This window comes from Legionella jordanis, from assembly GCF_900637635.1.
GTDB classification, from domain to species: Bacteria; Pseudomonadota; Gammaproteobacteria; order Legionellales; family Legionellaceae; genus Tatlockia; species Tatlockia jordanis.
Map to the genome: position 1 here is coordinate 2,977,583 of NZ_LR134383.1, position 15,269 is coordinate 2,992,851.

The window sequence follows — 15,269 nt, forward strand, 5'->3', positions numbered from 1 at the left end:
AAGCCCATGCATTAGTTTAATTTTTTAAAGCATAAACCAGACTAAATATCGGCGAAACATAGATGTATGACTCATCTATAAATTTTTTGCGCCACTAACAAACCAAATAAGCCTTGAATGGGTTTGCCCAATTCATCCTTTTTATGGAGTTGACCAACGCTTTCTTTATACTCAAGAATTGACCAGCCCTGGTCTTGGTAGTAGTGATAAAGCGCTTCTTTTTCGGGAAGAAAGGTGAAGGAAGGAGGTAAGGAAAAAGTTTCTGAGCGGATGGGGAAAACCAAAACATGAAAACCTTGCTCTGCAGTGGCCTTTTGCAACTCGAGCAATAATGATGGAATACGTTCAGGTTGTAGAAATTGTATGCTGACGGTAGAAAAAACCAGATTAAATGCCTCGTCAGGCAAATTTAAAGGCTCATTTAAATCGACCCGTTTGGTCTGCACTTCCGCAAAATTCTCATGGTTGGCAATTTGCTGAATCGTGTTCAAAGCCGACTCATTAGCATCCAACCCTGTTAGCGAGTGCCCTAACAAAGCAAAGTACAACAAATTTCTACCAGAACCGCAGCCTACATCCAGAATATTTAACTTCTTCAATTCACTCAAATAGGTTTGCCAAACGTAGAACAGGTCTTTATGCACCTCACCCAATCCATATTTTTTGCTAAAAAAACGCTGAGGTTTGCAGGAAAAGGAGAGGGTAAATTCAAATTCAGCCGATAGTGGCATGATTTTATGCCAACAAGCAGGAGGAATGGTTAATGAATGCTTTGCACTCAAGCGGTGGCGCCACAATTCTTCCTCATTGCCGTTTAAGAAGACCAATTCTATGTCACCTTTAAGTATCTTAAGAGTACCCCAGGTACCTTCTTTAGTACTGTGCTTTTTAAGAAAAAAATTGAGCTTGCTATGATGATTAAATCGATTTTCTTGATAACAAATCAAATCAGTCTCTTTAAGCATAACAAAGCCCTGGCAAAAATTAGCCAATCTCAAACTGAGACTGGCTTCCTTCGATTGGTTCTATTGTCCGACTGTTGGAGCCAAACTTGGAACAGATGGGGCTTCAGTAGGAACAGCAGCGCCTGTTTTCTTTACAGGTTGTGCAGGTGTTGGGTTTGAGGTGGTGCTAGCAGAAGCAGACGTCGTGCTTGAATGACTTTGTGCCGATGAAGTAGCAGCATTTGCTTTAGGTGCCATAGTTCTCGCATGACCTGGCGTGCCGCTCTGATAAATTGTTGTGCTGTGATGAGTATCACCATAACTGTAGTTTGAGCTGGTTCGATTGCTGCCAGAGTCTGTAAAGAGACCCTCAATTCCCTGACAGCCGGAAAGTAGCGCAACACTGAATGATGATCCCAAAGCCAAAGCAATAGCTATATTCTTCTTCATAAACCCATCCCTGAAATATTAAATTAAACACTAACTTAGATTCTAACTGGACTGGTATTGTTTGTAAAATGAGTTCTGCCACTGAGGAATATTTCCCTAGTGGCATGCCCCTTAGTGTGATCAGAAATACTGAGAGAGTCATTAACGCCACACCCGATTTTGCGTATACTGTTTGGTATTGTAATCAATAAGGATCCTTAATGATTTATTCAAATATTCTGGAAACCATTGGCCATACGCCAGTGGTTAAAATTAACCGTATTGCTAAGGAACTGGCTTGTGAGCTTTATGTAAAATGTGAATTTCTCAATCCAGGTGGTTCAGTAAAAGATCGCATCGGTTATGAAATGGTAAAAAACGCCGAACGCGATGGACGAATCAAACCCGGCGATACATTGATTGAACCTACCTCAGGCAATACCGGGATTGGCATTGCCCTAGCCGGAGCAGTATTGGGTTACAAGGTTGTGATTACCATGCCCAATAAAATGAGTCATGAAAAGCAAGCGGTCCTTGAGCGTTTGGGCGCCACCATTTATCGTACCCGCACCGAGGCCGCCTGGAATGACCCGGACAGTCATATTTCCCTGGCAAAGGATTTACAGCGCGAAATACCCAACTCTCATATCCTCGATCAATATGCTAATCCCGATAATCCGAACGCACATTACCGTGGTACGGCACAAGAAATTATTGATGAATTTGCTAAAGATTTAGACATGGTAGTAGCAGGCGTCGGTACGGGAGGCACCATTACAGGAATAGCAAAACGGCTAAAGGAATACAATCCCTCCATCCGCATTATAGGAGTTGACCCCATTGGCTCCATTCTAGGTGGCGGAGACGAAGTGAAGCCCTATCACGTTGAAGGCATTGGTTATGACTTTTTTCCAGACGTATTGGACAATAATCTTATCGATCAGTACATTAAAACCAATGATAAAGATTCATTTCATATGGCGAGACGGCTTATTCGGGAGGAAGGATTATTGGTTGGCGGATCTTCAGGGGCTGCGATGTGCGGAGCAATGCAAGCGGCTAAATCGTTGTCAGCCGGGCAAAAATGTTTAGTTATTTTGCCAGACTCCATCCGCAATTACATGTCCAAATACGCCAGCGATGAGTGGATGCAGGAACAAGGCTTCTTGTAATCTTAGATACATCGTTCAAAGTAGGTCTTTGACCTACTTTGTTAAAAGCCAGGGCTTAGGTGTTGAGCTCTGTTTTGTACTTGCTCAATTTTATCAAATACCACCGCAGGCTGTAGCTGACCAATGCTGATTGCACGAGCAATAGCATGAACAAGTTGCGTAGTCACTTCTTTTTCCTGATTGCCCGTGGGCATGCGAATGATTTCCCCTTGATGGGCTTTCTGTTTTAAAGAACGGAAGAAATCCTCAGTCCCGTGTTCAACTCCCACATAACCTCTAAAATAATCGCTCTGAGTTAAACCACTAATGTAGATATCCAGGAGCTGCTTTTTGTCAATTTCACCAGCATCTACGGCAGCCATTAATCGTCTTTTGGTACTTTCAAATTCAGTTAAAATACGGCGCTCATCCTCAGCAATGCGTTGAAGTATTTCATCCATGGACGGATCATTTTCTTCGACATGACGACGTTCTGCCGGATAACTTGCCCGAATGTGTTGAAACCGCGCCGGCTCCTGTACTCGAGGGATGTAGTGTTTATTTTGCAATTGGATAACCAGGGGTTTTGCTTGGCTGCCTGTTGCCTGATACGGCAAACTAAGGGGCAGCTCCCTCTCTTTGGCTACCACTTGCACGGTAATAGGATTTTTAATTGCCTCTGCAGCTGCTGCAATAAACGTTTCATCAATCCAGGTTGTAGAGAGTCTCATAGCCGCGGGAGAAACAGGCATTCCTTCATCGTCTATGAAAGCCCCTCGATAACGTTCTGGATGGGCATTCATTTCGGCAACGGCCACTTGTCTAATGGTATCGGCCAGTTTATCGACTAATTCACCCATGGAAAAATGGCGAATAATAAAACGTAAGCTATCCATCGGCGTGGCTAAACGGATGGTTGCTTTATGCTGCGGATAATACATGAAATGTCTTTGCAACAGCGCTTGCAGTTCTGGGCTGTTCTTGTTTTCAGCCAAGGCTTTGCTAATAAATGCTGCGGCTATTGCCCTAGGTCCACAATCCCCATTCCCACCCACATCAACAAAAGCAGCTTCTGCCTCTTTTTTGGGGCTGCTGGGAAATTCCCGTGGTACCCTGAAAAAACCAGTAGTTGCAGTAGGTATGGTATCTCCAATCTTCATTCATACTTCCATTTTAATCAACTTAGATTAAGGAAATATTAAACTTTATCTTGCACGCTATGAAGAACTTATGTTCAGAACAGCCGAAAGTGAAGCTTAATCAATTGGAATGTAGCCTTGCCTATCATAATGGAAACAGTTAAATAAAAAATTTTTAAAAACAAGAAGCTCGCATGAAAGTCATCACCTTGGATGCAAAATCAAAATCCCATAAATCATTATGCCCCTTGGCTGGTAAGGACGAAAATTGCTTGGGTTGATGGGCATGCTGGAATAGCAAAAGGGCCCCTGCGTAGGGGGTAATGCTGTCTTGTTCACCATGTAAAATTAGAAGCGGCGCTCTGCTCAAATTTATACGGCTTAAGGAATCAAACTTATCCCAAGGGGGAATAAGTGCCCAAGGGTAATGGTAGCGAGCAAGAGCACTCATGGAAGTAAAGGGTGATTGAAGAACCATGGCGCAGACGGGATACTTAGCCGCTAAATAAGTTGCCACAGCTGTGCCCAATGATTCGCCATAAACCACAATGTGCTGGCTTGAAACCCCATGTTTTTCCAGATAGCTCATCGCAGCCATCCCGTCTTGATATAATCCTTGCTCGCTCGGTCGTCCAGGATTCCCACCATAGCCTCTATACTCCAGCAACAACACCCCGAAACCTGCCGAGAGAAATTGACGCACAAGTGGCATGCGATAGCCGATATGTCCTGCATTGCCGTGTAAATACAGCAGCGTGGGATTCGGCGGGATCGCTTTTTTGTACCAAGAGTGAAGAATGAGGCCATCACTGGTCTCTATATTCACCACCTGCATGTCTTGCGCATGGAATGCACTGGGATTTGGCACTTCTTTTGCTGGCAAATACATCAAGTGGCGCTGAAACATATAAAAAAGGCATGTTAACGCCACAAGAATAAGACAACTTGTCAGTAATATTTGCTTTATCATGTTTTGAAAACTCATGGGATACAACAGTATTTTTATTTGAGATTACTGGTGAATGCAAATATTCATATGAGTTTCACAAACATTTCCGAGGAGATGGGATGCAACATCTGCAAGATCAGGACATTAGCAAATTGAAAGAATTGCTAAGGCATACAGGGGAATTTATTGCTTATTTTGAATTGGCCGAAACCAAGATGCTTGAGTGGCGACATGACATTGAACAGCAGGCTCAAATCCAGCAAACAAAAGCCCAACAGCAATTACAATCCTTGCATAATGAACTGGACGCATTACAAGAAGTACTCACACAGGCAGGGCTGGCCCGTTTTCGTTTGGCTGCTGAAAAATTATTGCAGCAAGGTGAAGAGCGTGCCGAAAACTTAGAGAAACTAAGCCAGAATTTTCTGGAACAGTTCGACTACCATCAACAAGAGTTCAACAGACTTCTGGAAAAAGGGTTGGCTCAAATTGAACAGTACGCGATTCGCGCCATTGAGCGCATGGACGAACATTTTTCACAGTATGATGTGCAGCAATTTCGTCGAATTACCAGTGAAAGTTGTGAACAAATTGAGCGAGTAGCCAATAATGCCGTACGGAAAAGCCAGGGGCTTCTTGGAAATTTTCAATGGCGTGCTGCAACTTTAGCCATTATTACGACCTTAATTACGGCTTTTGCTATTGGTTTTTACGTCAGTAATGAACTTCCATGGGAAATACATGAACACGTAAAAAATGAACGCGAGGCAGGTAAAGTATTAATCAAGGCTTGGCCTATCCTTACTCAGGAAGAAAAAGATAAAATTTTAAATAACCAAAAACCCAGAGTTTAATATGCTAGTTAGCCTCATGATCTTCGCAGCCTTGTTTATTTTTGCACTCTCGAGATTGATTCGCGAAAGACCCATTAAACTTTGGCATCGAAAATTAAACCTCGACAAACATTTCAAGACCTACCTAAGCCTTTATAGCAATATTGATGGCTTTGCCCTTTCCAAAGCAGCAAGAAAAGAAATCCCAGACTCCCTCGAGTACACCTATGGCGAAATTAAATTTGAACCGTTTATTGCGCTCTTGTCTTTATGTCAACCAAGCTCTTCCACAATCTTTTATGATCTAGGCAGTGGAACGGGTAGGGCCGTGATCGCTTGCGCTTTAGTGTTTAATGTCAAAAAAAGCTGCGGGATTGAAATTTTTCCCCAGCTCCATGATTGCGCCAAACAACAACAGCAGCGCTTAAGTCAATTAGGCAGCTATCAGGATTTGGCAAAACACATTGAGTTTAAGCTTGGCAACCTGTTGGAAACACCCATTGAAGATGCGTCTCTGGTGTTTATTAATGCCACCACCTTTTTTTCAGATACCTGGCTTGCAATCAGCAAACATCTCGAACAAATAAAGCCAGGCGCTTTAGTAATTTCAACCAGTAAATCACTGCAGTCCAATTTGTTTCAAACCGTTCGCGAAACCAGGGTAGAAATGAGCTGGGGAGTGGTTAAAGCATTCATTCAGAAGCGGCAAGCGGCTTAACTAGTAGGATATTTAAACAAATAGTATTGCAAAAGATATAAAATTCTTGATACAGTTATTTGATAAAATTGAATAAATTCTTTTCGAGTCTATACTAAAATTAAGTGCACGAGAGTCAACACCTGATGTGTCCTGGTGATGACGTTCTACAACGCGGCTAACCGAGGTGAGTATGATAAAATCGCAACTCATTGCAAACCTTGCTGCCAAAATGACACATCTGCCTGAGAAGCAAGTCACAGACAGCATAAATCGAATTCTTGAGCTGATGAGTGATGCGCTCATTAGTGGCCAGCGCATTGAAATTAGGGGTTTCGGCAGTTTTTCATTGCACCACCGCCCCCCTCGCAATGCCCATAATCCCAAAACGGGTGAAAAAGTGACGACGCAGGAAAAATACAGTCCTCATTTCAAACCAGGGAAAGAGCTTAGGGAACGAGTTGATGCGTCCAAAAAAACGGTTAAATTGAAAAAAATGGATGAAGAATAGGCTGCCTCTAAAGCATTTCATCCATACTTCTCCGACGATGTGTTGAGAAGCCGAATTTAAGCGCTCCTCAATTGGGATTGCAGGCAGTAACCATTAAAAAAATTTCGCCCAGCCGGGTTGTCGCGGTCCTATGATTGAATCGAATACACCTCAACATTCATCACAATCCATTAGATTAGATGCTGAGGAGGCAGTGAATAAATAACAATCTTAAACCACCCAAACCTAACTTTTAAGTACGAGGTAAAGTCACGCCCGTCTGCCCCTGATATTTTCCACCCCGATCGCGGTAGGACACTGCACACACTTCATCCGACTCGAGAAATAGCATTTGTGCAACGCCTTCATGAGCATAAATTTTAGCAGGAAGTGGAGTTGTATTTGAAAACTCCAAAGTGACATGACCTTCCCATTCAGGTTCCAAGGGAGTGACATTGACAATAATCCCACAACGAGCATAGGTTGATTTTCCAAGGCAAATGGTTAGGATGTTTCTAGGTATGCGAAAATACTCCACCGTTCTTGCCAGAGCAAAGGAATTGGGCGGGATAATGCAAACATCCGATTGCACATCGACAAAACTGCTCGCGTCGAAAGCCTTTGGATCCACAATAGCCGAGTTAATATTGGTAAAAATTTTGAATTCATTAGCGCATCGAACATCATAGCCGTAACTCGACACTCCATAGGAAATGATTCGGCCGTTTCCGGTTTCTCGAACTTGGCTACTTTCAAAAGGAGAAATCATTCCATGCTCAAGAGCCATTTTCTCAATCCAGCGATCTGATTTAATTGACATGACTTGCTGCCTTCGCAAAAAAATGCATAAACTTTATTATAAATCCACTAATAAGGGAAGTAATGCAACAACGTATTCGCTACAACAATTGTATGGAAACCTGCAAATCAGCAAGTTTTTTAGCAGAATCCGTTTTGCTAAACATTCGCCAACGATTGATATTCCCTGATAAAGCGGCAATTAAATCAATAAAAAATTTTCTTAGGATGCCTTGCCATTCTCGATGGGCTTCCAAGCTAACCTTCACTTCATCTACGGCAGACAGACAGGTTTCTTTAAATTCAGCCTTTAACTGATTTAGTGGCTTATCAGCCCTTAATAGACTGAATTTGGCCGCAAGCAAATGCTCATAAAGACACTTAATCTTGGTTGCTGCCTGGCAGTAGCTGTCATTCGTTCGCTGTTTTTCGTGCATAACCCGCAATTTTTCAGCAAAAATGGCCAAATGGCTTTCAAATCTGCTGTCGATTAGAATTTTCACCAACTGGTTTTGCAACTCACAGCCGTCCTTTATTTCCTGATTCTTGTCTCTCATCGCCTGCTCGATGATAGGCGAACTGTTAATTTCTAGCTGCTTGCAGCTAGTCTGTAATAAGGGATTGAGTGATGTTAGCTCATGCAGTGTATGTTTCAATTCTTCTTTTCGAAGATTGATTTCATCCATCGTGGTAAGATGCGCAAAACTCACTTTTAAATCTTTTATTGTCTCAACGACAGCAAGAATATTTTTTCTCGCCAGAGAGATTCTTTTTCTCGTCATTTCAGCGTTATGATGCTGGTAAATGAGTTTAAGTTCGTTTGCCAACTCATCTAGGGTCGGTCTGTCATCAGGAATTTTGCTTTGACACTGCTCAATTAAAACATGCAGGCGCTCCGTATTCTTACTCTTTTCGTCAAGATGAAACATGGTTTTCATTAAATCGCCCAAGGAATACACATCCATACTGTAATCCGCCTGAACTTTATTCAGCGAGAAGCATTCCGGCGCGTAATGAGAGTGGTTTAGCCTTGCCTTTTCTACGGCCTCAATAGTTGGGAACCGAAAACGGGTAGGTAAATAGCCCCCCTTTTTAACCGCTGAGCCTCCATCGATTAAATAACTTTTGCCAGTTTGTTTATCATAAAGAATATTGTCCACCTTTAAATCCAAAAAAATATATTCTTTCGTATGGCAGTATTGCAGGGCCTCAATGGCGGATAAAAACAGTTTAATTTGTCCCAAATAATTACCAGCTTCGATGTGGAAATATTCGGTTCCAGGAAGCAATGGTAAGATAAGACGGTAACTGTTATTAAACTGAAACAACTCAGATGCCCTGTCGGGATAGAGGGTTTGAAAAAAATCGCGCTTAACCGTAGCTTCCTCGGCATTCGCACCTAAGGTGAGAGGTGATAGCACCACTTTGCTTTCTTCATTTTTGCTAGTTACCAACAGTCTGGCTTTGCAAAAAGCCCCTTTGCCTAGCTGCTTATCCGGTTTATAAAGGTTATTATTTTCATCCTCATATTCAGATCCATAACCCTCGATACCAGCACGCCTATATTTACCCATTTTTATTCCCAGCTAAGGGCATCATTGCTTTATTGCATATGCGCTTCTTAGTATGTTGCACTCTTCAGCCCTAGCCTTCTTTGAATACATCCATGTAAAAGCAGTAAGTTTATCACTTACTGCTTAAATTGCGGAGCAATTCGCCGAACTCCATAGGCATTGGGAAAATAATGGTTGAAGCATTATTGGTCGTCAGAGTCGATAATGTTTGTAAATAACGCAGCTGCATGGATTGTGGTTGTTGCGCCAACACTTGCGCTGCCTCCAGTAATTTTTGGGAGGCCTGCAATTCTCCTTCAGCCAGAATGATTTTAGCTCGCCTGTCGCGTTCTGCCTCGGCTTGTTTAGCTATTGCCCGAATCATGCTTTCATCCAAATCCACATGTTTAATTTCGACATTGGACACTTTTATGCCCCAATTGTCCGTTTGCGCATCGAGGATTTTTTGAATATCACTGTTTAATTTTTCCCTCTCTGCCAACATTTCATCCAATTCATGTTGCCCAAGCACTGAACGCAATGTAGTCTGAGCCAGTTGGCTGGTCGCTTCAAAATAATTTTCCACCTGAATAATGGCGTGTTGAGGTTCAACAACACGGAAATAAAGAACGGCATTCACTCGGACGGATACATTGTCACGAGAGATCACATCTTGACTTGGCACATCCATGACAATGGTGCGTAAATCAACTCGAACCATTTGTTGCAACACAGGAATGAGAATCACCAAGCCAGGCCCTTTTACCCGCCAAAATCTGCCCAACAAGAAAATGACGCCCCGCTCATACTCCCTTAAAACACGTAAGCTGGACATAATAAATATTGCAATAACAATAATAAAAAACCCCATGAAAGAGAACATAGCTTTCTCCCTTAGCCAAAGTTATTATCCATTTCCATTATCAATTTCCTGCACCTCCAGTTGCAAACCTTTTGCTGCAACGACTTTAATCCGCTTATCTGCTGGTATTGGTTTTGCCGCATGCACCGTCCAAATTTCACCGCGGATTACCGCCTGGCCTTGTAAATTTATCTTCCCTAAACTTCGCCCCTCAGCACCCAGTAAAATACTTAAACCATGTTGTGGCTTTCCCCGTCTTGCCTTTATGGTCATGGCTGATAGAACGAATATAATAAGAAGATTTGCTGACGCCATAGCCCAAATCGCCGTGCGTGCAATTTGATAGCTGTTGTCATCAATATCGATGAGCAAAATCGAGCCCACAATAAAAGCAATAGTACCCCCTACCCCCAAGGCGCCAAAGCTGGGTGCAAACGCTTCAGCGATGATGAATATCATGCCCAAGAGAACGAGACCCAAACCGGCGTAATTGATGGGAAGCAATTGCAAGGCATAAAGAGCAAGTAAAATGGAAATGCCGCCAATGACCCCCGGCAGCATGAAACCTGGATTTAGTAATTCAAAGAAGATACCGTAAATTCCCAGAAGCAACAGCAGATATGCTACAGTAGGTTCTGTAATAACTTGCAAAAATGCCATCCGCCAATCGGGTTTTAGGAATTCAATGTTCATGTCCTGGGTATCTAGTCGCACCGTTTGACCATTTTGTGAAACAGTGATTCCATTCAGTTGCCGTAATAAGTCGTTTTTATCCTTGGCAATTAAATTGATGACTCCGGTATTTAAAGCCTCGCTGGCTGTGAGCGTTGATGCGGATCGCACTGCCTTTTCAGCAAATGTCGAATTACGGTTGCGCAATTGAGCCAAGGCGCGGATATAAGCTATTGCATCATTTAAGGATTTGTTTTCCATAGTTGATTTGCTTTGGCCATTTTTCCCGTCTTTATTCATGACATCGGTCAAATTAACAGGACTTGCTGCCCCAAGATGAGTACCTGGCGCCATTGCAGCAACCGTGCTTGCGTATAAAATATAAGTGCCAGCGCTCGCAGCCCTTGCACCATTAGGGGCAACATAAGTGACGATTGGGATTTTTGACGCCAGTATGCTCTCTACAATCATCCGCATGGATTTATCTAAGCCACCCGGGGTGTCCATAATGATGAGGATGAGATTGGCATCTTGAGCCTTTGAAATGTTTCTTGAGATGTAATCTGCAGTTGCAGGACCAATAGCGCCCTGAATGTATAATTCAATCGCCTTACCCGCCCAAGAGGGAGAAGCATTTATACCATTCAGCAGAACACATAGAAGGCCAATGTAGCCTAAAATCCTGAGGCTTTTTCCGGACAACATGCAGTGATTGCAACAATCCTTGGCAACAGTATGGCTTGGAACCATTTTCATAAACATCCAGATGATTGTTCATGTGGTTAAGCATAGCAGTATTTTTTTTGCCAGACTGCCGGTGAACTGCAAATTGTGCTCATGTTTAGCAATTAAACATGAGCAGTGACTTAGAAATAAACGCCAATTTGAGCAATCAGGGAGTCAGAGGAACGGCCGGTACCCAAGGTATTTTGGTTGACCAGACCTGGGGCATGGGCACCATTTGCAAATTCATAGGCGCCAAAATCAATGTCATGTCGATACTCGAGACTTTCAACCGTATCTTTCCATAGTGAAATATTAAAAACGCCACTAATGCGATGCTCAGGCAAACGCAAAGCCAGGGTATCTTTAGACCATTGGTAACCCAAGGCAAAAGAAGCAGGTTTGGAAAAGGCCATAAAGGTTACTCCCGCTTCCAGCTGGGCGGCTTGTGGTTTCGCGCCATGGCCATTATAGCTTAAATCCTGGGCACGAAATGCTTGAGTAACTCCTACCCACTCAGCGGTCAAATTGTAGCGGTCAATGTTCATGTTCGCATGCACACCCAAAGCTGGTATTCGATGAACGTTCTCATTGCCATTGGTTATTGAGCCAAATCCACCAAATGTGGTAAAGGGTGCAGAGCCATTATCTTGCATACCCGCTGAGTCGGTGATTGAACTTATATAGCTTGCACCAATTTCACCCCGGATATTATCGGACTTAAGGGTATAGCCAAAATTAGCCCCTCCTATTCCTGAATGCCCATAAGTGGTATCTGCGCGGAAACCATAAACAGCCGCATACGGGCCTGGTTCTGTTTGCGATTTATATCCGAGAATAAAAGGTCTTGATTTTGTGCGAGCCAATCTTAAAGGTAGAGGGGAGCTGACCATTGAACTTGAAAATCGACCGAAAGGGACGAATAACTGTCCTGCGGTGAAATAGATAGGAGAAGAATCCAAATCACCAATATTAACAAAGCCCTGATTCAGGTAGAAGGCTGAATTTTCTGTACGAGGACCGCCGACTGAAGGAGGAGTTTCATCGTAGGCGATGGACATAAAGGCTTCAACTTTATCGTTCATCATCGCCGCTACATCAAGCTCACTCGAACCTAAAGTCCAGTCCGCAGTGGTGTTACGCTGATATGAGCGAGTTATATCACCAACAGGCTCGGTCTTACCGCTTATCGCGATAATGGGAATGTTGGGAATTGGGTAACCTATTCGTTCATAGGCATCGTAAACACGACGACGCTGTTCCATCAAACGAATATCACGGTTGATACTGGAAATATTTACAATGTAATCCGAACCATCGAAAGCGGGTCTATCTCCTGTATAGGGCGAGGTTACAACGGGTGTTCCAGCTATGTAGGTAACTACCTGATGATCAGCTATCAATGCTGTAGGGAAAAAGCTGCTGGACTCAGGATCGCCATCGACTGTATGGACAAGTACTGGCGAATTGTGAAAGCGACCTGTTACTTTCCCATGTTCAGTAGGCTTATTTTTGGGCCTTTGAAGAGGTTTGCCCACGGATTTCACCTCACGAGACGGCTTCTTCTTGGGATTTGCCTTGCTTTTCTGTTTCTTTGGCTTTTTGATTTCTTCTGCAACCAATTGCTTTTGCAAGTGATTTAATTGCGATTGCAGCGCCTTGGTTTGTTCCTGCAACTGGCGAATTTGATTTTGCAATTCAGCGCTGTTTGCAGCAAATAATGGGCTTGAAATAGCGGCAATGGCCATGATAAGTACTTTCTGTTTCACGCGCGGCACTCCTGACTGTTTTTTTAGCTTCCTGATGATTTAGCGGAGTGAATTATATCTTGCATGAAGTGAAGTGGCCAGCCTTTGCTCAACATATTTCTTAGTCAGGCAGGTTTGAGATTTACCATGCAGTTTTAAACTGCTATTGCAATTTCTAAGACAAAAAAAAAGCCCTTTGCAGGGCTTTAAAGCAAGGACAGTCTAAACATTACCTACCCATTTAACTCCGAAGTAGGGACCAAAAAGACCGAAATCTGAATTTTTTAAGCAGCCGCACACAATATCAGTTACCTGTAAGGCATCTAAATAATCCAGGGCTTGATAGCCTCCTTCAATATTCAACACACCTTGTGCAAATTCCTGGCTGTATTTCAGACCAAGTTTACCCTCTAAACCAGGGACAACCGATTTCTTGCTGGCATATTGGCTGAGAGGTACCAAGCCGCTCGGCGCTAAAACTAAATTATTGTTTAGGCGGCTTGTGCCATATAAAAGACTAGCTTCAGCATCTGCAGTTATACTAAAACCATAAGCCAGATTATAAGCATAATCGACCCCAACTACAGGACCTACACCATTGAAATCGGTGTTTCTATTTTGTACAAAGCCATCCGGCGCTACAAAAGGAATGGTCGTCAGGTAATTGTATTGTGTATCGATTCGAATACGGGCGTATTGCAATCCTGCATAGAAATGAGCATCTTTAAATAGGCCCATATCCACATGTTGCCCCATCGTCAAATTAACTTGATCAAATCGATCATCTTGTGTGACTGTAAAGGGTACAAGTACAGGAAGGAAAGGAGTCGCTCCTGCATAGCCTGAGCTACTTGGTTCATTAGAAAAATGAGTCCAGGACATGGTTATATCATTACCAGTATTAAAGTGGTAAGAACCTTCTAGGCGATATCCCCAATCCCATTCCTCTTCAAGCTCTCTAAAACCGAGACTGGCAGTGGTTTCATATCCTCTATGGGTGCTAAAGACTGGCTTTAGATAAAGTGCCTGGATACCAATATCCCACTGTCTCATCTCACAAGGGACAGTGACATTATCAGGTGTGCAAACAGGACCCATTGTTCCCGCAAATACCGCACTGCTTCCTAGTGCAAGGATGGCGAGGGTTGTTTTTTTCAGCATTGATCACTCCATCTATCAAAAAAAAGCCCATCAACGAGGATGGGCTTAGTAAGAATAACAGGTTTGTTAATTAAACATTACCAACCCATTTCAGACCAGCGTAAGGACCTTGGAGAGCGAAGTTAGATTCGCGAGCACCAATAGCTGAAGTACCGATGAAGTGGTTAGCATTGATGTAGTCAACGAACATCCAACCAGCATCCAGAGTCAGGTCACCTTGTGCCATAGCGTAGGTGTACTTAGCACCGAGTTTAGCTTCCAACTCAGGAACGATTGTAGTCTTAGAACCAGAAGAAGCACCAACCAAGAAACCACCAAAGGCAGCAGCAGTATCAAACTTGGAATCGCCAACTAACAGAGCAGTAGCACCGTTTCCATAGATTGCAAAGCCATTACCAAAGTTGTATTGGTAGTCAACACCAATTCTTGGACCAACGCCATTGAATTCGCTATGAGCGCGAGCAGAAAATGCAGTCAATGGGCTTACGATTCCAGAGTAACCAGAGGTGATGAAATCGTGTTCGATGCGGGCATATTGCAGACCGGCATGGAAACGAATGTCTTTGAACTCACCGAAGTCAACGTGTTGACCAAATTCAAAGTTAACAGCATCCCACTCAGGCTCAAATTGAGCAGCGCCAAACAGACCAGCTGTACCGATAACTAAAGGAACGCTACCGAAACCTACACCGCTGAAAGTACTGTCAGTATCTTTCTTCCAGTGGTACCAGTTCAGGTTCAAATCGTTACCAGTGCTGAAGTGGTAAGAACCTTCCAGTTTGAAGCCCCATCCCCAATCAGGATCCATATCAACGTAACGAGTGGTTACTCCGAATGGGTTTGTGAAGAAAGGATATTCAAAATCAACATCATAAGATGGTTTCAAATACAGAGCGTAAACACCGAAATCCCAAGCGGTTGCTTCGCAGGGAACGGTAACGTTACCAGGGGTACAAACAGGACCCATGGTTCCAGCAAATACTGCACTGCTACCTAAAGCAAGAACAGCTACCGCTGTTTTTTTCAAATTTAACATGCTTCATCTCCACTTTTTTATTATTAATTTCCCGTTTAGCCGTCAAACCAAAACATTGGTGTTGACTATAGTACGCAATCATCG

At 43.2% G+C, this 15,269-nt stretch carries 15 protein-coding genes; 4 read left to right on the forward strand and 11 right to left on the reverse strand.

Annotated features, from left to right (window positions below; translation table 11 throughout):
* Positions 1–71: 71 nt before the first annotated feature.
* Both tehB and EL203_RS13470 read right to left on the reverse strand, forming a co-directional pair.
* On the reverse strand, positions 72–965 hold the full coding sequence (gene tehB, locus EL203_RS13465) for an SAM-dependent methyltransferase TehB (protein ID WP_058471727.1): 894 nt from the start codon (positions 963–965) through the stop codon (positions 72–74).
* A 60-nt stretch (positions 966–1,025) separates the two neighbouring features.
* Positions 1,026–1,394, reverse strand: a complete 369-nt coding sequence (locus EL203_RS13470) for a hypothetical protein (protein ID WP_058471726.1) — start codon at positions 1,392–1,394, stop codon at positions 1,026–1,028.
* Between the two features lie 200 nt (positions 1,395–1,594).
* Here EL203_RS13470 and EL203_RS13475 point away from each other — a divergent pair, with 200 nt between their 5' ends.
* Complete coding sequence (locus EL203_RS13475) at positions 1,595–2,545, forward strand: pyridoxal-phosphate dependent enzyme (protein WP_058471725.1); 951 nt, start codon at positions 1,595–1,597, stop codon at positions 2,543–2,545.
* Between the two features lie 41 nt (positions 2,546–2,586).
* Here the strand turns inward: EL203_RS13475 and EL203_RS13480 are convergent, their stop codons facing one another.
* Both EL203_RS13480 and EL203_RS13485 read right to left on the reverse strand, forming a co-directional pair.
* Positions 2,587–3,684, reverse strand: a complete 1,098-nt coding sequence (locus EL203_RS13480; RefSeq protein WP_064108367.1) for an OTU domain-containing protein — start codon at positions 3,682–3,684, stop codon at positions 2,587–2,589.
* 154 nt (positions 3,685–3,838) lie between these two features.
* Positions 3,839–4,570, reverse strand: coding sequence for an alpha/beta hydrolase (locus EL203_RS13485; RefSeq protein ID WP_375232621.1), 732 nt, complete (start codon positions 4,568–4,570; stop codon positions 3,839–3,841).
* A gap of 161 nt (positions 4,571–4,731) precedes the next feature.
* On the opposite strand from EL203_RS13485, the gene EL203_RS13490 reads away from it, so the two are divergent.
* The 3 genes from EL203_RS13490 (at position 4,732) to EL203_RS13500 (ending at position 6,653) form a co-directional block, all read left to right on the forward strand.
* Entirely contained in the window at positions 4,732–5,466 is a 735-nt protein-coding gene (locus EL203_RS13490) for a hypothetical protein (protein ID WP_058471722.1), read from the forward strand.
* Position 5,467: 1 nt separating this feature from the next.
* The gene (locus EL203_RS13495) at positions 5,468–6,163 is read left to right on the forward strand and encodes a methyltransferase domain-containing protein (RefSeq protein ID WP_058471721.1); all 696 of its coding nucleotides are present in this window, start codon (positions 5,468–5,470) and stop codon (positions 6,161–6,163) included.
* Between the two features lie 172 nt (positions 6,164–6,335).
* Complete coding sequence (locus EL203_RS13500; RefSeq protein ID WP_058471720.1) at positions 6,336–6,653, forward strand: integration host factor subunit beta; 318 nt, start codon at positions 6,336–6,338, stop codon at positions 6,651–6,653.
* Between the two features lie 232 nt (positions 6,654–6,885).
* Here the strand turns inward: EL203_RS13500 and dcd are convergent, their stop codons facing one another.
* The 7 genes from dcd to EL203_RS13535 all read right to left on the reverse strand — a co-directional run bounded on the left by dcd (position 6,886) and on the right by EL203_RS13535 (position 15,185).
* The gene (gene dcd, locus EL203_RS13505) at positions 6,886–7,452 is read right to left on the reverse strand and encodes a dCTP deaminase (protein ID WP_058471719.1); all 567 of its coding nucleotides are present in this window, start codon (positions 7,450–7,452) and stop codon (positions 6,886–6,888) included.
* A 79-nt stretch (positions 7,453–7,531) separates the two neighbouring features.
* A complete protein-coding gene (locus EL203_RS13510; RefSeq protein ID WP_058471718.1) occupies positions 7,532–9,004 on the reverse strand; it encodes a protein kinase domain-containing protein in 1,473 nt (490 codons plus the stop codon).
* Positions 9,005–9,116: 112 nt separating this feature from the next.
* Positions 9,117–9,854 (reverse strand): slipin family protein, encoded by a 738-nt coding sequence (locus EL203_RS13515; protein WP_122224960.1) that lies wholly within the window; start codon positions 9,852–9,854, stop codon positions 9,117–9,119.
* Positions 9,855–9,890: 36 nt separating this feature from the next.
* Complete coding sequence (locus tag EL203_RS13520; RefSeq protein WP_232003965.1) at positions 9,891–11,273, reverse strand: NfeD family protein; 1,383 nt, start codon at positions 11,271–11,273, stop codon at positions 9,891–9,893.
* A gap of 110 nt (positions 11,274–11,383) precedes the next feature.
* The gene (locus EL203_RS13525; RefSeq protein ID WP_058471716.1) at positions 11,384–13,009 is read right to left on the reverse strand and encodes an LbtU family siderophore porin; all 1,626 of its coding nucleotides are present in this window, start codon (positions 13,007–13,009) and stop codon (positions 11,384–11,386) included.
* Positions 13,010–13,210: 201 nt separating this feature from the next.
* Positions 13,211–14,149, reverse strand: coding sequence for an Lpg1974 family pore-forming outer membrane protein (locus EL203_RS13530; protein ID WP_058471715.1), 939 nt, complete (start codon positions 14,147–14,149; stop codon positions 13,211–13,213).
* Positions 14,150–14,219: 70 nt separating this feature from the next.
* On the reverse strand, positions 14,220–15,185 hold the full coding sequence (locus EL203_RS13535) for an Lpg1974 family pore-forming outer membrane protein (protein WP_058471714.1): 966 nt from the start codon (positions 15,183–15,185) through the stop codon (positions 14,220–14,222).
* Positions 15,186–15,269: the final 84 nt, after the last annotated feature.